This window comes from Tardiphaga sp. 285_C5_N1_2, assembly GCF_052076065.1.
Classification (GTDB): domain Bacteria; phylum Pseudomonadota; class Alphaproteobacteria; order Rhizobiales; family Xanthobacteraceae; genus Tardiphaga; species Tardiphaga robiniae.
On record NZ_CP197241.1, the window covers coordinates 156,899 to 176,782 of the forward strand.

The following is a 19,884-nucleotide window of genomic DNA, read 5'->3' on the forward strand; positions in this document are numbered from 1 at the left end:
AAGCACGTCGGCAGTTGTCAGATTTTGCCGGTCAGTCCGATGCGATAGATATTGGCGAATGTCCCGGTGTCTTCGTCATTGCCTCGTTGATAAGTCAGCGCGAGGGCGAGATGGCCGGCATCGTCGATATTGTATTTCAGCGTGGCGTCCAGCCATGAGAGCTCGGTGCGCGAATAGGTTTCGTGCGCCCAGTGATAGCTGAACGAAGCGCTCATCCTGCCCAGAAAGCCTTTCTCGAGCGGATCGGGGAAAAGATGCGCGGTGACCTGGGGGCCAATGCGTAGCGCCCGGGTCATATTGTTGAAATCGAGCAACTGGCCCTTCCCGGTGGTCTGATTGTACTGCAGCAGAATTTCGGGATCGAAGCGCAGGATGACTGGCAGACCCAGCGGATGCGGTATCGGCCTCTGAAAGTAGAGCTGGAGCGACGTCGGGAGATATTCGAGCGTCACAGCCGCCGACGACGTTTGTTTGATGTTGTTCTCGACGCCGCCTCCGCGAAGACGGAAGAAGTGTCCGCCATCGGGGACGAGATAGCCAATTTCGGCGGCAACGCCATAGGCCAGCTTGTCGACATTGGAGTCCGCGAATTCGGACGCCGAGTTGAAGGCCCGATTGACCGTGACATAGGTGGCAAGGCTTTTCGCGCCTGGATCCCACCAGGCGACGGAATCGTGCACCGACGAGTAGGAGAGCGCGGCGGTGCCGTTGATCGCCCAGATCTGGTTATGGTTCGCACGATCGCCGGCGAACGCGATTTCCGCGCCTGTGGCCTTGTCGACACTCATGGGACAATCCAGAAAGCCGATGTCTTTCCAGTCCCGCCGCAGAAGAAACGTCAGGCCGGGACATTTACTGTGTTCGATCAAGGCATTCGTTGATTTCTCCCGCTTTCTGACCAGCGTTCCCATATCGTCCAGATAGGCGACCGACTGGATGGGTACGGCGACCGTTGGCGTTGCGGCCGCCGGACTGGTCCGGTTGGCCGCCCGTCGTTTTGTTCTTGTTGCCGCCGCGATCTTGTTTTGCGCTTCGGCAAGTTTGTCGCCGTCGCCTCTCGCGATGATGCCGTCGATGACCTCCTGCTCATGGGCCGTCAGTGCGCCTGCATGCGCCTCGCAACCGAGCATGACAGAGGCGCATAGTGCGAGGGCGGATATCTGCCGCGAATAGGTCATCGCACGCGCCCCATCTCTTTGAGAACGCAGGCGATGTCGCCGCAGACCAGAATGGCTGCGGGGCTCACATTGACGCCATGCTCGATAATGTTCGCGGCCAGAACGGAATTCGCTTCACCACCATATCCAAGGGCGTCGAGGCCGGTGTCGTCAGGGTAGTCGCCGTCAAAAATGTCGTGAAGTATTCCCCTGTTCGTTTGGCGAGCAGTGGCGCGTGGGCGCAGGGTGTCGAATCGAAGTCGCCCAAGTGGCTTGAGAGACGTGTCGCTTACCAGCGTGCGATCTGCCAGCGCGCCCTCTGCCAGCTTGCCCCCGGCCTGCTTGTCACCGGGAATCAGAAACGGTGCCAGAATTCCGAAAAGACCTGCGATGCCTCCGGCGGCCCATTCCGGCAGGCCATAGGCGCCGAGCGGGGACGGTGGGCCCATGGCACACGCCCAAAGCACAAACGCGATCGACGATACGAGGACGCTGGCCCATTGTGGCTTCGCCGGTTCGGTGCTGTCGCGGGGCATGCTGGAATATGCGCGAAGGCAAATGCATGCGAGCAGGCACAGGCCAAACCAGTAGAGGAGTGCGTTATTCGTGACCCAGGCCGCCTTGGCCGCGAGATAGATGGCGACGATTTCCGTCGGGATCAACTTGAGGAGCGCAGACAGATAATTGTCTGCAGGTGCGCTGGCCGCTGGCGCGGTGTTGAAAGATCTGAGATTGCCTGCTGCGGTTGCCGCAGGTGCTGCATAAATGCGTGTCCCGCCCCTGATAAAATCGACCATATATCCATACCCCCCTTGGATGGCGAGGGACTCGATCGAACTCTGTGGGAGGGCCACCAGCGTCAGACAGGCTGCGTGCAAGGAGGTCGATCTCAAGGCAGGCAGATATCAAGACAGGCAGATCTGATGAGAAAATGGTTTGTCGTGCCACAAAGCTAAATGGAAATGCCCCGCCGGTTAAAAAAATCATCGATCCCGGCCAGGCAAGAATACACGTCGTAGTTGATGAGTCCAGATGTATCGCAGGAGAATTGACGATGTGCGCGAGGCTCGCCGCGTCCGCCCATCCGGATGAAGCGTGACGACGCCATGGTGGTGATCGTCGCGCCATCGGGCATCGCGTCATCTGGAATGAGACCAGACGCATCGGTGGTCGCCGTCATCCGGCGTCGCACTCACAAGCGCTTACACAAAAACAAACGGCGCGCTCATCGCGCGCCGCTTGCTCACTTCCCACCCGATCAGATAATCGAACGGTCCACATGCCGCACTTCGCCGGTGCGCGCATCGATGTCGACCTGGATCCACTTGCCGTATTGATCGCGGCCCTCGATCTCCCATTCGTTGTCGTCGAAATGGGTGTTCTGCACCGTCACCACGCCGATCCCCGACGCGATCGCCAGCGCATCCTGCAGCGTCAGCGGGCCGGACGGCACCGGCACCATGGCCGCGCGCGGCGCGGGCTGGCGCATATAGACATCGGCGGCGAAGGCCGGCGCCGCGACGCCAATCGCGCCCGCCAGTGCCAGCGGAAGCAAGGCCTTCGAAAACACGGCCTTCTTCAAAATCTGTTGCATCGAAATCTCCTCATCTGTCCCACGCGCCGCATGCGGCGCAACCGGGTTAAGAACGGTGCACGCTGCACTGCGTTCCCGGAGGAAATGAGGCGATTTGGTGCGGGAAAAGCGGTGATGCGCTATACTGGCAGCAGCACATCAGCACTCTCACGAATGAGATTTTTGGTCGAGGTCAGTGATGACAAAGAAAGCTGGCAAAGCGTTGGTGAAAAACCGCAACGTCCGCGGGTGAGGGGCCTTGCGCTTACTCTGCTGCGCTCACCGCTGGCAGCGCGCACGTCTCGATTCGCGTGAGGTCGAGCTTGCCGGATGCCTGATCGATAGCGAAGCCCACCACATCGCCGTTGGCGTCGAGATCGACCACCAGCCCTGCGACGATTTCCCGGCTCCCGGCGCCGGGCGCATCCTTCAGCGCGATAGAGAGACTGTCAGGGATTTTTATTCCGCTGAGATGTCGGGGCCTGGCGGCCCCGTTCGTCATGGATGTATCGGGCGGCGGAAGCTGCCCGCCGGACGACAACCGAAGTAACCGAGCCACAGGAAGAAGCCCATGCCCAGCACGATCCGTCTGCATCGCGTCATTGCCGCCAGGCCGCAGAAGCTCTATCGCGCGTTCCTCGAACCAGACGCGATTGCGAGCTGGCTCCCACCCTACGGATTCACATGCACCGTCCATGAGCTGGATGCGAAGGTCGGTGGCCATCACAGGATGTCATTCCGGAACTTCACCACGGGCGGCAGTCACGCCTTTGGCGGGACCTATCTGGAGCTCGTTCCCGGTGAGCGTCTCGTCTACACCGACCGCTTCGATGATCCCAACCTGCCGGGCGAGATGAAGGTCACGGTGACGCTGAAGGCCGTGTCTGTCGGCACGGAGGTGAACATCGAGCAGCAGGGCGTGCCCGACGTGATCCCGCCCGAGGCCTGCTATCTCGGCTGGCAGGAATCCCTGCGCAAGCTCACGAAACTCGTCGAGCCCGAGATCAACCAGTAGCGCCGTCGCTTCCGGAACGGCTTGGGCAAATTCAATCAACAGCAGGAAGGAGCGCCAGCCATGGCACTCGCCCGTGTCCAACATGTCTCCGTCTCGCTCGACGGTTTCGCCACCGGCGAAGGCCAGAGTCTTGACGCGCCGTTCGGTCACGCCGGCGAGCGGCTGCACCAATGGATGTTCGCGACCCGATGGGGTCGCCAGATGCTCGGCCAGCCCGGGGGCACGGCGGGCATCGACGACGCGTTCCTGCGGCTGTTCGCGCCCGGGATCGGCGCCGAGATCATGGGCGCCAGGAAGTTCGGTCCTCCCACATGGCATGAGGATCCGGACTGGAAAGGCTGGTGGGGTCCCAACCCGCCGTTCCATACGCCGGTCTTCGTCCTCACCCATCATCCGCGCGCATCGATTGAAATGGAGGGCGGCACGGTGTTCCACTTCATCGACGCTTCGCCTGCCGAGGCCCTTGAGACGGCCCGCGAGGCTGCGGCCGGCAAGGACGTGCGCATCGGCGGAGGTCCCACCACGATCCGCGACTTCCTTGCCGCCGGGCTCGTCGATCACATGCACATCGTGGTGGTTCCGATCCTGCTCGGCCGCGGCGTGCGCCTGTGGGATGGCGTGGAGGGTCTTGAGAAGGACTACGAGATCGAGACGACATCCTCTCCCGGCGGGGTCGCACACATGACATTCGCGCGAAAGCACCAACCGCTATGAGAAACCGCGCCAGAAACCGATCCCAAAATGCCATGTCGTCGAACTGCCGAAGGCGCTTGGTAACGGCGTGATCCACGAGGAACCGATGGTCCGTTTGGCGTAGGGGAGTGCCGAGACCGCCAGATCGATGATGACCGTTTCGTTGCAGTCTGTGATCGGAATATTCGTAAAGCACCTCAGGTCGCGCCGGGGCAGCCTCGGGAGGCCGGGGCTGGCTGGCGCGATGTGCGGAAACTGCAATGTTGCATTGCGGTATTGAACTGTTGCAATGCAGCAAAAGAAGTCTAGGCTCCCTCGTTCAATCCTACGAGGAGATTAATAGTGAAGATGACCTTATCGATCGCCGTCGCGGCCGTGATCACGATTGCGGGTGGCTGCGCCGGCTTCGCTGCGGAGTTGCCGATCTATGGATCGGCGGGTTTGCCGATATCGGCGGTGCAGGTTCGCGTGCTGGGAGCTGCGAACGTCCAGGAACAGTCGGCGGCGCCAACCTCCACGGCGTCTCTGCATCAGCTGAGAGTTCTGGCACCGCGGACGGAAATGACGACCGCGACGGCACCAACCCGGACCGAAACCGCTCGCTCACTTCGTTGACCGGCACCTCGTACCGATATCGCCGCGTCTTTCATTTTCGAAAGGGCTTCGCGTGCACATCAGGGCGGTGCCGCACCTCTCCCCGCCGGGGAGAGGTCGCTGCGTCTTCGCGGCGGTGAGGGGGCTCATGGCAGACGGGCGATCCATCTGCTCAATGTTTCCAATCCCGTGATATCTCTATCAGACGAGAGGTTCGGGATGGACCTCGACAGCTAAAAAAATCAACTAGCAAAGAGTGCGAAAAAGCGTGCGATGACGGCCGGCAAAAAGGCCGGGACAGCACGCGTGACAAAGGGCAACACCCGCCTGACCCTGGAGCTGCTGGAAACGGCGCGTGACATGCACGCCGGCGGTGTTCTGACGGACGTTGTCCGCGAAGATCACGATGCGTCACCTCGGTGGTGCCGCCACTCCTGCAGATCCGGCTGAATTGACGGGCGAGGACATCAAGGCACTTCGCGAGCAGGCCAATCTCAGCCGGGCAGTGTTTGCAAGCTAACCTGAAGCTGACAGTCGGCTATGTCTCCAGGCTTGAGCGCGGCACGGAAAGTCCGAAAGGACCGACGCTCGTCCTGCTCGATGTCATCCCCCGGAAGGGCTTTGAGGCGATTCTCTGATTGCGATAAGAGCCGTGAGTTGCGCGCGCCCCGTGCGGCGCAACCGGGTTAAGAACGATGCTCGCGTCGCCGCGTTTCCGGGGGAAATGAGACGATGTTGTGGGGGAAGCGGAGTTACCCTTGATGGATCTAGCGTTCTACTTCGATCCACTTATTTCGATTCCGTTTTCCAGAACTTACGCGTCCAACGATAGAATTGGTGGATAGCTCAAAGATGGCACCCACGTGATGAACGCGCAGCCCCATCATCGTCTTGACCTGCGAACAAGCAGCTAGATGTCGACCGCTGGGTGAACGAACTGCAGCCTCAATGATACACTTTCCGCCGCCAATGGCATTGGCAACGCGCTCAGAAACGTTGCTCCATACATGAGCTTCCTCGGCGTTTCGCCGCACACCATCCAGAATTTCCGCGAGGGGTCTCAAGCGGGGCTGGCCAGCTTCGTCAATATACTCAACATGGATTGGTAAGCCGGTTAGCTGGCAGTCACGAATATCGTCGGGGTGCGTCTTTCGTTCGCTCCACACGCAGATCTTTGCCTCGCTGGGCGCGCAAAATTTAGATGCGGCCGATCTGACTGCAATTTCTTCTAGAACCCGACATTGCGAGATGCTGCTATTCACTAAGAAGCGTTTCAATGCTCGTTTGCTGGTAATGTCACAACGGCCGAGGCCAATGGGTAAAACCTTCTTTCCTGTAACCTCGCATCGTTCCAGCACGCCTAGTCTAACAGCATACCCGGTTACTTCGCATTTTTCAGATTCATCATGCGTGATTGGCTGTCGGGTCTCGTGGCAAACAACGAACTCGGTGCTGTGCCCACTTCTCCCTGAAACGGCCGATATTTTCTTCTGATCGACACGGTAGTTTTGGCCCGATATCTCGCTCTTTGCGATCTCATCGCGCAACACATTGTCCTTCGTGAAGTTGCATACCTCAAAATGCTCTGGTTCGGCTTTGACCCCGCTGAGCGCGGAAACCTTGAGGAGGTCAGAGCGAACGAACTGTCCGGAGATGGCCGACTTTTCAGCCTCGTCGGCTAAAATGCGTTTATTTGTTACGCCGCATGTCACCATGAATTCTGGAAGCGCCATACGACCGCTGACCTCGGATCGTTCGAGTAGGTGGCTCAAGACCTCAGCACCGGTTACGTCGCATTTCGATATGCAAGAATTCGGAACGGTTTTTCCTGATTTTGAACACAGAGCTAGTTGAGGGGCTCCTGCCACAACCTTGTTGTGTGGGGTGATCGTGATCTCACTCTCGTAATCCGGTCCGGAGTTAAATCTGTAGCTTGTCTTAACCTCAATTTTTCTATGGAGCTTACCCTCTAAGCCAACCAGCATCATTTCTAGTCGCGGGGTAAATTCGTCTTGCAGCTTCTTTCGTTTGCGCTCGTCTTTCGACGATTTTGTTTCTTGCTCGCGGCGCTCTAGGTAAAAGCGACAGAATTCTGAGATGTGCTCGTCGCCGCTAGCAGCGGTTTCTAATTTTTCTATCAATAGCCCGAGTTCATTGGGATTCTCGAAAGATCGGGGCAAGGGCGCCAGCGCAGTGCGGCCCCTCGAAGTATATGCGTCTTCGTGTAAGCAGGCGACGTCGACCAATCGTTCATAACTATCGTGAGCAACAGTCGCTCTAACGCGGATCACTGCGGTTCCATTAAATACGCGCGTGATTTTTCCAATCTCGGTAGAAGTCTTTGTTCCGCCGAATGTTTCAGCCCAAGCGGAGGCGGTGTCGTCGCAAGCTTTAGCCGGGTCTATGTCTAGATCTTCAACGTCATGCACCCCCGACGCTACAAGCCTGCTAACGAGGCGTTGGAACGCTGGCGCTCCTGGGCCATAAAATGTGCTTTTCAGGTTTGCCGTTGTCTGTTCCTGAAAACGTATGTACTCGCGGCCCGCATTCTCCTCAGCGAGAAACAATCCTGCTGGATGGGGTGTAAGTCGAACTCCGACTACATCGAGTGCTTTTAGAGTGAACTCTTCAGCGCCCATTGTGTGGGGAGTTGGAGGCAGGCTGGGAGATCGAGGCCCTACGTACTCGCTACCATCCATGCTGCCGAGCATTTCACTGATCGCGGCCTCCTCGCGTTCTAATTCGGCTTTGGCGTCCTCAATGCTCTTTTCTGCAAGGCGCGTTGCCTTATCGGTGTCTTTTCCTGCTAGCGCGGCGAGGACCAATTTAAGTATTTGCTCCTCAAAGCCTTCTCCATTGTCGTCATCGCCTTCTCCGATATCAGATCCGTGAAGTAGTGCCTCGACGTCGCCAATTGCGTGAGCGGCCATCTGGAGCTTTTCCATGAGGCGTCCAACGATATATTCTTCAAAGGTGCCGCGTAGCGTAACATTATAGATGCTCACATAAGCATGATTGGAAGCTAGGCGCTGAACACGGCCTATTCGTTGCTCCACAATCATTGGATTCCAAGGCAAGTCGTAGTTGACGAGTACATTTGCGACCTGAAGATTCACGCCCTCAGAGCCCGCTTCGGTTGAAACGATGACTCTGCAGCTCGGTGGGTCGGCGCGAAACCGATTGATCGTCTCTTGATTGCGTTCTCCAGAGTCTCCGTTAATTATCCCGACCGTCAGTCCCTTCTGTTCAAGGAAATTCTGAATAGTTGTTTGCGTCTCGCGGCGGATCGTAAAGATCACAAGTCGCCAGTCTGCTGGACTTTCTTTTTTAAGTTTTTCTATGAGGCCACCGAGACCTAGAAGTTTGGCAGTTGGAGGCATTGTTGTGACAATGCTTTTCACTGCGGCGGCCAAATCGGCCGGCACAGTGCCTTTGCGCGCCATATTTAGTAATTGCGCCATCAAGGCTTCGGGGCTGCTTGTAAGCGCCTGTAAAATTGAGATCTGAGTTAGCTTGTTGAGCTTTTGTATTGGTTTGGCGATTGTCTTGATGAGCTCAAGTTCTGCTGACGTCGGATCAACTTTATGCATCAAGACTTTACGGTCCGGGAAATAGAGTTGAGCGTCTCCTCGTCGTACCCGAGACATATAGCCGTAGACGATCGAACGAAATTCCTCACGCGCCTCGTGCTTTAGCTCGCGGGCATCTTCTCTATCATCCGCGATGAAGCGCCGGGCAAACATGCCCGGGCTTCCGAAGGGGTTGTCGTGCCCCCTGGCCACGGTCAGCAAGTCCACTAGTGAGTAAAGATCCCACAGGCGATTTTGAATGGGCGTAGCAGTCAGCATCAGAACAAAGCGAAAGCGCCGAGCGTCTAGGGCCTTCCTGAATTGCTTGGCAACTTCGGGCGGCTTCTTGGTGCCATATAAATTGCGAAGTTTGTGTGCTTCATCGAGGATCAGCATCTGAAAGCGATCCTCGGGAATTCTTTCGAGGTACAATCTCGCAGAGTTGTAGGTAGTAATGATCGCAACAGTCTCTTCGGCAGGCTCTTCTAGAAGCTCTTTCCCAATTGCAATCTGCGCCAAGATATCAAATTTTGCCTCAAGTTCCTCCTTCCATTGCTGTGCCAGTATCTTGGGGCAAACGATCAAGATTCTTGATAGACGAGACCTCGCCTTCAGTTCGCTGACGATCAGTCCGGCGCTAATTGTTTTTCCTAAGCCGACGTCGTCAGCAAGCAGAGTGACCGGCAGACGTCGACAAAAGGTGACGAGGTTGCTGACCTGATGGCGATATGGCGTAAGCCTGTCGCGCCAGCCTTGTGTGGATTTAAAATCTTCGGGGCCGTCTATTACAATTGGATCAGTCAAATCCCATTCGAGACCTGCTCGATAGACGCGGTATTCCTCAGCGCTTCTCTTACGGCTCAGGAGTTTCGTATGAAATTCCGACGCTATGTCCATTCAGTCCGATACTCCAGCTCGGTTCAACCGCAGGATGCTTACTTGCGCATCCACAGGCAAGTGCGAGGTCGGCTCAAGTTGGCGTCGTTTAATCCCAAACGCAAAAACGGCCGGATCTCGCGATCCGGCCGTTCTGTATTCTAAAACCTAAAGTCTGATCGAAGCGATCAGGCCGCGACTGCTGCGGTCTCGGCCTTCTTCTTCTCGATGGCGCGCTTGAGCAGCACGGCCTTCTGCGACAGCTCGCTCTCGCGGGCCTTGATCAGATAGGCATCGAAGCCGCCGCGGTGGTCGACCGACTTCACGGCATTGGCCGACACGCGCAGGCGCACGCCGCGGCCAAGCACGTCGGACAGGAAGGTCACATTGACCAGGTTCGGCAGAAACCGGCGCTTGGTCTTGATGTTCGAGTGGCTCACCTTGTGGCCCACCTGGGGGCCCTTCAGTGTCAGTTCACAGCGCCGAGACATGGCGAAAATCCTCTGTCATCCCCGCAGCTAAAAGGCGAAGAGCCCAAAGCCGGGCAGGGGGTCAAAAATCACGTCCATTTCAGGAGTGGCGGACGTATAGGGGGCTTGGCCGCGATCGTCAAGATATCCGGCCAGCGAAAGTCGCGGCAAAACCGGCAAAAGCCTGCGCTTTCGGGGGCTGTATAGCCCGTCCTAACAGCGGAAACCACATGGAATCTGGCGCGGTTCCCATCATATAAACGACGTATTCGGGCCGGAAACAGGTCGCTCCAGCCGAATTCAGCGATGCGGCCCTGCGCCTTTGGCCGGGGATCGCCGACCAGGTGATATCAGCAAGTGAGCCTTCGCACGCCCCGCTTTGTGACCCGACCGGTGACGACCGCGCGGACCGCCGCGCCCGCAAGAGTACGATTTGCGGGCTTTGGCGCGCGTTTCGCCGTCGCCGCGGGCCTGATGCTGCCGGTTTTGCCGGTGGACGCCTCGGCGCAGGTGCAAGGCCAGATCCAAAGCCAGACGCAAGGCCAGGCCCCGGCCGCCGTGCCGGTTCAGGCCCCCGCGCAAGCGGTGTTGGCCGGCGGCAAGCTCGAGGCCAAATATGAAGCCAGCCTCGCCGGCATTGCGGTGGGCAAGGGCCAGTGGGCCATCGACATCAATGAAGACCAGTATTCCGCGACCGCCAGTGGCGGCACCGCCGGTCTGCTGAAAGCATTTGCCGGCGGCTCGGGCTCCGGCCAGTCCACCGGCCGCGTGGTTGCGGGCGCGCTGGTGCCGTCGAATTATCAGGCCGTCACCACCTCCGCGAAGAAGTCCGAGACGATCAAGATGCTGATCACGCCGGGCTATGTGAAGGAGTTCTCCATCGAGCCGGAGCCGCCGCTCGATCCCGAGAAGATTCCGATCACCGATGCGCATCGCCGTAACGTGATCGATCCGATGACCGGCTCGCTGATGCGCGTCGGCGGCACCGGCGAATTGCTGACGCCGGATTCGTGCCGCACCGCCGCGTCGATCTTCGACGGCCGCATGCGCTACGATCTCAAGCTCGACTACAAGCGCATGGAAAGCGTGAAGGCCGAGAAGGGCTATCGCGGGCCTGCCATCGTCTGCGCCGTCTATTTCACGCCGATCGCCGGCTATGTGCCCGACCGCGCCGCCATCAAATATCTCGCCGCCCAGCGCAATATCGAAGTGACTCTGGTGCCGATCGCCGGAACCCGCGTGCTAGTGCCGTATCGCATGGTGGTGCCGACCCCGCTTGGCGTCGCCATGCTGGAAGCCACCGAATTCGTCACCACCCCCGCGCCGGCCAAGGCCGTGGCCAAGACGAACTGAGAGAACGAGGCAAGTTCTAAAGGAGGCGGCTCCACACACCGGCCTCATCCTGAGGAGCCGCGCCCTTGCGCGGCGTCTCGAAGGATGGTGACGGGTCTTGGCCCCGCCAGCTCATGGTTCGAGACGCGCGAAGCCGCCCTCCTCACCATGAGGGACCGAGACGGGACGCTGCCGCAAGGATGCCGCAAGACAAAGTGCGCCATCGCAGCATCGTCGCAAACGCGCCGCAGGATTTGCGCAGGATCCCGGCTTGACTCAAAGCCGGTTCGGAGTCCGTGCGCTGTTCATAACTTCGGGGATTTGTCGGCCCTTGTTGCGCTGTCACAAACTTGATCTAGTCAGTCTCGGAGAATGTCAGCGCGAGATGTTGGGGTGATGCGGCCAGGGAGGTGCCGAGTCACCGATTCGGGCCGCTTTCGTTCCGGACTCGTTCCAAACCATCAAAAAGCGCGGCTCTGAAGCGTCGTAACCTGTCTCGGTCTTGACAGTCGGCGACGCGGAAATATCTGAAAAACATGGCCTTTTTGTCTTCTCCGCCCACGCTGTCCAACGGCAGGGCCCCCGGCGCCGGCGTCACTGCAGTGCTCGGCCCCACCAATACCGGCAAGACCCATCTCGCCATCGAGCGCATGCTCGCGCATTCGTCGGGCATCATCGGCCTGCCGCTGCGCCTGCTGGCGCGCGAGGTCTATAATAAAATTTTGGACCGCGTCGGCCCCGAAGCCGTGGCGCTGATCACCGGCGAGGAGAAGATCAAGCCCGCCAAGCCGCGCTACTGGGTGTCCACCGTCGAGGCGATGCCGCGGGATCTCGACGTGTCGTTTCTGGCCGTCGACGAAATCCAGATCGCCGCCGATCTGGAGCGCGGCCATGTCTTCACCGATCGCATCCTGCATCGCCGCGGCCGCGACGAGACGCTGCTGCTTGGCGCCGCCACCATGCGCCCGATCATCGAGCGGCTGCTGCCCGGCGCCAGCATCGTCACGCGGCCGCGTCTGTCGCATCTGGAATTCGCCGGCGATCGCAAGATCACGCGGCAGCCGCGCCGGACAGCGATTGTCGCATTTTCCGCCGACGAAGTTTACGCCATCGCCGAACTCATCAAGCGCCAGCACGGCGGCGCTGCGGTGGTGCTGGGCTCGCTGTCGCCGCGCACCCGCAATGCGCAGGTCGCGATGTTCCAGAATGGTGACGTTGACTACCTAGTGGCAACCGACGCGGTCGGAATGGGCCTCAATCTCGACGTCGACCACGTCGCCTTCGCCAGCGATCGCAAATATGACGGCTATCAATTCCGCCGTCTGACGCCATCCGAATTCGCGCAGATCGCCGGCCGCGCCGGCCGCGCCACGCGCAACGGCACTTTCGGCACCACAGGTCGCTGCGAGCCGTTCGAGCCGGAGCTCGTCAATCAGTTGCAGAACCACATCTTCGAGCCGGTGAAGGTGCTGCAGTGGCGCAATTCGAAGCTGGATTTCTCGTCGATCGCGTCGCTGCAGGTGTCGCTGGCGGAGGTGCCGCGCCACGAGGCGCTGACCCGTGCGCCGATCGCCGAGGACCTGCGCGTGCTCGATCATGCCGTCCGTGACGTCGACGTGCGCGAAATGGCGCAGGGCAAGGCCGCCGTCGAGAAACTGTGGGATGCGTGCCAGATTCCAGATTACCGCCGCATCGCGCCCGCTGCACACGCAGAGCTGGTAGTCACTATCTTCAACTTCCTGATGCAGCGTGGGCGCATCCCCGATGCCTGGTTTGGCGCTCAAATCGCGCAAGCGGACCGAACCGATGGCGATATCGACACATTATCGGGCCGAATCGCGCAAATCCGGACCTGGACATTCGTGGCAAATCGTCCCGATTGGCTCTCAGATCCGGATCATTGGCAGGGAATTTCGCGCGAATTGGAAAATAAACTGTCAGATGCCCTTCATGAGAGGCTCACTGAGCGTTTCGTTGATCGTCGTACCAGTGTATTGATGCGCCGCTTGCGGGAAAACACGATGCTGAATACTGAAATTGGTAAGACGGGCGAAGTGATCGTAGAGGGCCATGTAATTGGCCGTCTCGACGGATTTACATTTTTGCCCGATGCGGCCGAGGCTGGCTCGGATGCGAAGGCCTTGCAGGCCACGGCGCTGAAGGCGCTGGCCGGCGAGATCGACGCGCGCGCCGAGAAACTCGGCAACGCGCCGGACGATCAGTTCGTGCTCGCCTCCGACGGCACCATGCGCTGGACCGGCGACGCGGTGGCCCGTCTGGTCGCAGCCGACGATGTCCTGCATCCTCGCCTGCGTATCATCGCCGATGAGCGCCTCTCCGGCGCGCCGCGCGATGCGGTTCAGGCCCGTCTGGATCTCTGGCTGAAGACGCATATCGAGAAGCTGCTCGGGCCGCTGTTCGATCTCACCAAGGCCGAAGACATCACCGGTATCGCACGCGGCATCGCGTTCCAGCTCACTGAAGCGCTGGGCGTGCTGGAGCGGCAGAAGATCGCGACCGAGATGAAGGATCTCGATCAGCCGTCGCGCGCGACCTTGCGCAAATACGGCGTCCGCTTCGGCGCCTATCACATCTATATTCCCGGTCTGCTGAAGCCTGCGGGGCGTTCGCTCGCGGCGCTGCTCTGGGCGTTGAAGCAGGACAATGTCGACATGTCGGCGCTGTCGAGCGCACAGCACCTCGCAGGGTCGGGCCGTACATCCTTCCCGGTCGACAAGCTGCTCGATCGCGATGCCTATCGCGTGCTGGGCTATCGCCAGTGCGGCGAGCGCGCGGTGCGCGTCGACATTCTGGAACGTCTTGCCGATCTGATCCGTCCCGCGCTGGCGTGGCGTGAAGCCTCGCCGGGCGAGAAGCCCGCCGGTGCTTTCGATGGCCGCCACTTTGTGGTGACGCAGGCGATGACCTCGCTCACTGGTTCGGCCGGCGAAGATTTCGCCTCGATCCTGCGTGCCCTGGGCTATCGCATGGAGAAGAAGGCGCCGCTGCCGCCGGCACCGCCGAAGCCGGTTGCTGCGACGACGCCGATTGAGGCCAAGGCAGACGACAACACCGGCGATCAGTCCGACGCCTTGGTGGGACTTGCCGAGTCCGACAAGCCCGGTGAGGACAATGTCATTGCGGTCGAGGCTGCCGCTGAGACGGCTGAGACGGCTGAGATCGCGGCTACGGATGTCGCACCTGCCGAGGTTGCGACCGAAGCGGCCCCGGCCGAGGAAGCTGCAGCCGTGCCGTCTGCATCGCTGTTGCCCGAAGTCGCATTGGTACCGAGCACCGAGCCCGAAGCGGCGCCTGTTGAAGAGACAGCTTCCGTCGAAGCGCAGCCAGAGCCCGCTGCGGCCGTTGCCGAAACCGGGGCTGTTGCCGAGACCGCACCTGCTGCAGTGGCCGATGCTGCTGCGCCTGCCGAGGGCGACGCCGCTGCGGCGCCTGCCGTCGCTGCCGAGCCCGAACTGGTCGAAGTCTGGCGCCCGGGTGGCCGTTCGGAAGAACGCCGTCCGCCGCGCCACGACCGCAACCGCCACCATCGCAATACCAACGCCCTGCAGGGCGCTGCGCAGTCGGCTCCCGCCGAAGGCGCCGCGGCCGATGGTGCGCAGCGCGAGCGGCATGACCGCAACGGTAATGATCGGGGTGGCCAGGGCCGCCGCGATCGCAACAATAACAACGAGTTCCGCCGTCCGCGCAGCGATGCACCGGCCGCCGCGGTCTCCGCCGAAGGTGCGCCGAACCGTGGCAATCGCGGTAACCGCGACAACAACAAGCCGGGCGATGGTGGCCGTCCGCCGCGTGAGCGCGAACGCTTCCAGGGCAAGGGCAAAGGCCCCTTCAAGGGCGGCGACAAGGGCCGTGAGGGCCGTGGCAACGACCGCGGCGGGGCGACCCGTCCATTCGCCACATCGGCCGCACCGCGCGAACGGGACCGTCCGATCGATCCGAACTCCCCCTTCGCGAAACTCGCCGCGCTCAAGGAACAGCTCAGCGGCCGCAAGGATTGATGCAGGTCATGTAAGGCGGCACCGAGCCGCCATTTGGTGGTGTGCTGATTGGAGCGCCAGCGTCTCGATAAATGGCTGTGGCACGCGCGGGTGGTAAAGGCCCGCACCAGTGCCGCTGCGCTGGTGGAAGGCGGCAAGGTTCGCATCAATGGCGAGCGCGAGAAATCGCCGGGCCATGGTGTGAAGATCGGCGACGTGCTCACGGTGGCGCTGGATCGCACCGTGCGGGTGATGAAGGTCGAGGGCTTCTCGGAACGGCGTGGCGATGCCACTGCGGCGCGTGTGCTCTATACCGATTTGCAACACCTTCCGGAGTAACTATCTAGGCTGGATGCCGCGTCCAACGATGGTTTCGTGGCAGGCTTTTTCCTTGGTCGAAATGCCCTGACCTATGCCGGCTGCATCCCTTGCGGCAGCGGGGTTGGTGCGCTACGCAAACATTGAATATCGATCGTTTCCGGAGTTCTGGATGACTTACGTCGTCACCGACAATTGCATCAAATGTAAATACACCGACTGCGTCGAAGTGTGTCCCGTGGACTGCTTCTACGAGGGTGAAAACATGCTGGTCATCCATCCGGACGAATGCATCGATTGCGGTGTCTGCGAGCCCGAATGCCCGGCGGACGCGATCAAGCCCGATACCGAAGGCAATATCGAGAAGTGGCTGCAGATCAATCTGGAACACGCCAAGACGTGGCCGAACATCACCCAGAAAATCGACGAACTGCCCGAAGCCAAGGAATTCGATGGTCAGGAAGGCAAATACGAGAAGTATTTCTCGGCGGCGCCTGGCAAGGGCGACTGAGTTCCCCGGTCACAGTGATCAAGCAATTGATTGGGTGACCCCGATACCCCCAGCCACACGAAATTTACCCTAGCCCCGATTATGCCCCGGAAGCGCCCGCCGAGCGGCCGCGACAGGGCATAAATCATTGATTTTTGCGGGAAATGTGCTATAATAGGCACAATTCAAGAAGCTGGACCATGTGGTGCCGCTCGATTTGGCCCTGCCGGGTTCCCGTTTAAACATCAAACAGGGGCGTGGCGGTTTCCACGCGCAGGCTGTGTCACAGAAAACGCGTAAAAAGAGTGTTTCCAAGGCTGCTGTTTCGAAGAAGGCTACTGCTTCGAAGGTTTTGGATCCGAAGGCTTCCAAGAAAACAACTGCGGCGAGCCGCGTTGTGAAGGGTCCTGCTGCGAAGAATTCTGTCACCAAAGGCCGTGCCCGGGCTCCTGTCAAGGACACCCGGACCGCCGCGAAGGCTGCGGCTGAAAAGTCCTCCAAAAATAAAAGAAGTGCAATGCCCAACAAGACTGCCAAACCTGCCCCGAAGGCTGCTGCTTCGAAGACCACTGCCGCCAAGCCTGCTGCGCCGAAGACGGCTGCGAAGGCTCCTGTGGCCAAGGCTCCGGTTGCTGCGCCCGCTGTGAAGGCTGCTGCGCCGAAGGAAGCTGCCAAGGTTGCTGCAAAGCCCGTGGCCGCCAAGCCGGCGCCCGCTGCGGCTCCGCGCGTCGAAGAGCCGAAGAAGCCACTGACCCAGCGTCAGGGCTTCAAGACCAACGAATTCGTTGTCTATCCGGCGCATGGTGTTGGCCAGATCCTCGCCATCGAAGAGCAGGAAATTGCAGGCGCCAGGCTTGAACTCTTCGTGATCAATTTCATGAAGGACAAGATGACCCTGCGCGTTCCGACCGCGAAGGTCGCGAATGTCGGCATGCGCAAGCTGTCCGAGCCGGCGCTGGTCAAGCGCGCGCTGGAGACACTGAAGGGCCGTGCCCGCATCAAGCGCACCATGTGGTCGCGCCGCGCACAGGAATACGAAGCGAAGATCAACTCGGGCGATATCGTTGCCATCGCCGAAGTGGTCCGCGATCTGTTCCGCTCCGACTCGCAGCCCGAGCAGTCCTACAGCGAACGTCAGCTGTATGAAGCAGCTCTCGATCGTCTGTCGCGCGAAATCGCTGTGGTTCAGCACGTCACCGAGACCGAAGCGGTCAAGGAGATCGAAGGCCAGCTCGCCAAGAGCCCGCGCCGTGGCGCCAAGGCCGAGGCAGGCGCCGAAGCCGGTGCTGACGAGGCCGACAGCGATGGTGACGACGATGTCGCCGCCGCGGACGAGGCTGCATAAGCAGCGTCTCGCAAGTTGAATACGAAAAGCCCGGCCGAGAGGCCGGGCTTTTTTGTTGTCTATGAGAAAGTACTTGGTGGATCTCAATCCACCACGACCTTGACGCGGTCGCGGGCTTTCACGCTGGCATTGTTCTCGAGCCCGTTCAATACGCGGAAGCGCTCCAGTGGACGATCGACGCCGCTCATGCGATGCGACAGTGACTCCACGGTGTCTCCGGGCTGCACGGTGATCACCTTGATGCGCAGCGGACGGGCGGCCTGAATCTCGGCCAGGGTCAGGCGGCGGAACGAGTTGACGGTGTCGCGGGCGTTGCGTTCGCTCTCGGTGCTCTTCTGCTTGGCAGCGAAGATGAAGCGGTAGACATCGCTGCCGAAGCGCAACGCGTAAACGCGGAATTGCCACTGGTCGCCGCGCGCGATGGCGGACGCTGCCGGGAAGCCGTTGATGGTCAGCTCTTCCGTGGTGGCTTTGTCGACATTCTCCATCCATCCGGAATTGAGGTAGTCGCTCAGCGTCTGTTCGGATGGTACGCGGACCACGTCGAAGCGCATGGCCTGATTGCCGCCCTCGCGCACGCCGATCACCGCCTGCGCCGTATTGTCGAGGGTGAAGGCCTCTGGCGCCTGGAAGGTGAAGCCGAGCTTGGGATGCAGGAAGCGGCGGCCGCGCACGAAGCCCTCGCTCGGGTCCTCGCCATAGACGATGCCGTCGATGGCCGTGAGATAGGTCTCGCGATCGCGCTCGCCACCGTCCGGCGAAGAATATTGCCGCGCATTGGCCTGCGCATTCTGCACGCGCTCGGGCGTCGCCGGGTGCGACGAGAGGAAGTCCTGCGCGCGGGGATCGAGCGGCGTGCGGCTGGCCTTCAGTGCCGCGTTACGCTCCATCGCCGCGAGGAAGCGCGACGCGCCATAGGGATCGAACTTTGCGCGGGCCGAGATGCCTACGCCGATGCCGTCGGCTTCGAATTCCTGCGCGCGCGAGAAGCTCGCCATTGTCAGTTTGGATTTGGCGAGCGCGAGCGCAGTGAGATCGGGATCGCTGCCCATATCGGTGACGACGCGCGTGACGATCGATGCCTGCCGTGCCTGCTCCTCGCGGATAGACGCATGTTTGGCCAGCACATGCGCCATCTCGTGCGACAGCACCGATGAAATCTCGGATGTATCGCTGGCCAGCGCGATCAGGCCGCGCGTGACATAGAGTTGTCCGGTCGGCAGGGCGAAGGCGTTGACGGCGCCGGAATTGAGGATCGTGACCTTGTAGGCGAGGTCCGGTCGCTCAGAGGCAGCGACCAGCCGATCGACGGTCTTGGTGATCAGTGATTCCAGCCGCGGGTCGTCATAGGCGCCGCCATAGGATGCGAGGATGCGCTCGTGTTCTTTCTCGGCGGCCGGGGTCTGCACCACGGCAGGCTTCGGCGGCTTGGCCGGCACCGTCGGCTTGACCGACGAGGCGGCCTCGAACCGGCTGGCATCGCCACAGGCCGATAGAGCGAGCGCGGCGCACAGCACAACAGGCGCAGCCCAAAGGCGGCGGCTCAAGCTGGTTTGCCGTCCCACACCCGTCACGTCGTCCACTCTCTGCCCAAACAGCCCATTCGCCCAAATCATCTTCGCTCAAGCGATCTTGCTGCCCAAGTGGCCTACTTGTCCCCGACCACTTCGATCTGCCACACCCCGAGCGCCTCGATCCGCGGCCCGCCGCGCCTCTCGATCCATCCCCGAACGCGAATATGTCGTCTTTCCAGGGACTTAAGCATAATTCCTGCCGTCTCGAAGGCGGCTATCATGCGCCTTGAAACGGTCACCGCAAAGTCCTCAGTCCAGCGACGCCCGAAATTGACGTAGGTCACCGTCCCGGCCTGGCGAACCGACAGAACCCGCCCCTCGACCACCCCGAAACGCCCCACATCGGCCAAGATATCGCCGGGACTTTCCGCGTTTTTTATGACGTTGGTTTGAGCCCAGATTCCGCGCTTCAGCCGGCGGGCCAAGCCTTCTGCAGCGACGAGTTCCGCCGCACAGGCCTTGTCGGAAATCGTGCCGGAGGCGAGGGCGGCGCCCTGTGCCAGAAGCTGCGCCTGGAGCGACGGCGCAGCGGGATCGACGAAGACAAAAGCCGGTTGCCGGCCGTAGCGATCCGGCATGTCGCTTTCGCCGTACAAGGTGACATCACGGCCGGAGGCCAGTGCGAAGAGATCATTCGTCGGCCCTGATGAGTTTGCGATCGGCTCGATCCCCGCCAGACGGATCACGTTGCCGTCGCTCAAACGCAATGTTCTGACATCGATCACGTCGGCGACACGACCTTCGCCCTGCGCGGCGAACATGCAGGCCGCCGACGCAGATTGCGCGGACGTTGAAATGCCGATTGCCAGCCACAGCGCTGCGGCATGCGACAAGTCACACTTTGCAGATGCGGCACGCATCACGCCACCTTGCGAGCTCC

Annotated in this window: 17 protein-coding genes; 8 read left to right on the plus strand and 9 right to left on the minus strand. The window is 60.5% G+C overall.

Annotation, left to right across the window (positions count from 1 at the left end; translation table 11 throughout):
* Positions 1-17: 17 nt before the first annotated feature.
* The 5 genes from AB7951_RS00715 to AB7951_RS00735 form a co-directional block, all read right to left on the minus strand.
* Positions 18-1,178, minus strand: coding sequence for a hypothetical protein (locus AB7951_RS00715; RefSeq protein WP_439060006.1), 1,161 nt, complete (start codon positions 1,176-1,178; stop codon positions 18-20).
* Positions 1,175-1,954 (minus strand): hypothetical protein, encoded by a 780-nt coding sequence (locus AB7951_RS00720; RefSeq protein WP_439061992.1) that lies wholly within the window; start codon positions 1,952-1,954, stop codon positions 1,175-1,177. Before AB7951_RS00720 ends, AB7951_RS00715 begins: the two co-directional genes overlap by 4 nt.
* 155 nt (positions 1,955-2,109) lie before the next feature.
* Positions 2,110-2,337 carry a hypothetical protein gene (locus AB7951_RS00725; protein ID WP_439061991.1) on the minus strand — a complete coding sequence of 76 codons (228 nt, stop codon included), beginning with the start codon at positions 2,335-2,337 and terminating at the stop codon, positions 2,110-2,112.
* A 78-nt stretch (positions 2,338-2,415) separates the two neighbouring features.
* Entirely contained in the window at positions 2,416-2,751 is a 336-nt protein-coding gene (locus AB7951_RS00730) for a PepSY domain-containing protein (protein WP_184512217.1), read from the minus strand.
* 244 nt (positions 2,752-2,995) lie between these two features.
* Positions 2,996-3,232: a DUF2283 domain-containing protein gene (locus tag AB7951_RS00735; protein WP_441255643.1), complete on the minus strand. Its 237-nt coding sequence runs from the start codon at positions 3,230-3,232 to the stop codon at positions 2,996-2,998.
* Between the two features lie 69 nt (positions 3,233-3,301).
* On the opposite strand from AB7951_RS00735, the gene AB7951_RS00740 reads away from it, so the two are divergent.
* The 3 genes from AB7951_RS00740 to AB7951_RS00750 all read left to right on the plus strand — a co-directional run bounded on the left by AB7951_RS00740 (position 3,302) and on the right by AB7951_RS00750 (position 5,053).
* A complete protein-coding gene (locus AB7951_RS00740) occupies positions 3,302-3,745 on the plus strand; it encodes an SRPBCC family protein (RefSeq protein WP_320445778.1) in 444 nt (147 codons plus the stop codon).
* 60 nt (positions 3,746-3,805) lie between these two features.
* Positions 3,806-4,459 carry a dihydrofolate reductase family protein gene (locus AB7951_RS00745; RefSeq protein ID WP_439060003.1) on the plus strand — a complete coding sequence of 218 codons (654 nt, stop codon included), beginning with the start codon at positions 3,806-3,808 and terminating at the stop codon, positions 4,457-4,459.
* Positions 4,460-4,786: 327 nt separating this feature from the next.
* On the plus strand, positions 4,787-5,053 hold the full coding sequence (locus AB7951_RS00750; protein WP_441256105.1) for a hypothetical protein: 267 nt from the start codon (positions 4,787-4,789) through the stop codon (positions 5,051-5,053).
* 746 nt (positions 5,054-5,799) lie between these two features.
* Here AB7951_RS00750 and AB7951_RS00755 read toward each other — a convergent pair.
* Complete coding sequence (locus AB7951_RS00755; protein WP_093757517.1) at positions 5,800-9,498, minus strand: DEAD/DEAH box helicase; 3,699 nt, start codon at positions 9,496-9,498, stop codon at positions 5,800-5,802.
* Positions 9,499-9,665: 167 nt separating this feature from the next.
* Complete coding sequence (gene rpmB / locus AB7951_RS00760; RefSeq protein WP_089267758.1) at positions 9,666-9,968, minus strand: 50S ribosomal protein L28; 303 nt, start codon at positions 9,966-9,968, stop codon at positions 9,666-9,668.
* Between the two features lie 372 nt (positions 9,969-10,340).
* Between rpmB and AB7951_RS00765 the strand changes: the two genes are divergently transcribed.
* The 5 genes from AB7951_RS00765 to AB7951_RS00785 all read left to right on the plus strand — a co-directional run bounded on the left by AB7951_RS00765 (position 10,341) and on the right by AB7951_RS00785 (position 17,430).
* Positions 10,341-11,300 (plus strand): DUF3108 domain-containing protein, encoded by a 960-nt coding sequence (locus AB7951_RS00765; RefSeq protein WP_441255644.1) that lies wholly within the window; start codon positions 10,341-10,343, stop codon positions 11,298-11,300.
* Positions 11,301-11,815: 515 nt separating this feature from the next.
* Positions 11,816-15,298, plus strand: coding sequence for a helicase-related protein (locus AB7951_RS00770; protein WP_441255645.1), 3,483 nt, complete (start codon positions 11,816-11,818; stop codon positions 15,296-15,298).
* A 48-nt stretch (positions 15,299-15,346) separates the two neighbouring features.
* On the plus strand, positions 15,347-15,616 hold the full coding sequence (locus AB7951_RS00775) for an RNA-binding S4 domain-containing protein (RefSeq protein ID WP_089267756.1): 270 nt from the start codon (positions 15,347-15,349) through the stop codon (positions 15,614-15,616).
* A 151-nt stretch (positions 15,617-15,767) separates the two neighbouring features.
* Positions 15,768-16,106, plus strand: a complete 339-nt coding sequence (gene fdxA / locus AB7951_RS00780) for a ferredoxin FdxA (protein ID WP_068730400.1) — start codon at positions 15,768-15,770, stop codon at positions 16,104-16,106.
* Between the two features lie 259 nt (positions 16,107-16,365).
* Positions 16,366-17,430: a CarD family transcriptional regulator gene (locus tag AB7951_RS00785; protein WP_414717033.1), complete on the plus strand. Its 1,065-nt coding sequence runs from the start codon at positions 16,366-16,368 to the stop codon at positions 17,428-17,430.
* A gap of 83 nt (positions 17,431-17,513) precedes the next feature.
* Here the strand turns inward: AB7951_RS00785 and AB7951_RS00790 are convergent, their stop codons facing one another.
* Both AB7951_RS00790 and AB7951_RS00795 read right to left on the minus strand, forming a co-directional pair.
* Positions 17,514-19,046 (minus strand): M48 family metalloprotease, encoded by a 1,533-nt coding sequence (locus tag AB7951_RS00790; protein ID WP_120287390.1) that lies wholly within the window; start codon positions 19,044-19,046, stop codon positions 17,514-17,516.
* Positions 19,047-19,078: 32 nt separating this feature from the next.
* Positions 19,079-19,864 (minus strand): thermonuclease family protein, encoded by a 786-nt coding sequence (locus AB7951_RS00795; RefSeq protein ID WP_120287389.1) that lies wholly within the window; start codon positions 19,862-19,864, stop codon positions 19,079-19,081.
* Positions 19,865-19,884: the final 20 nt, after the last annotated feature.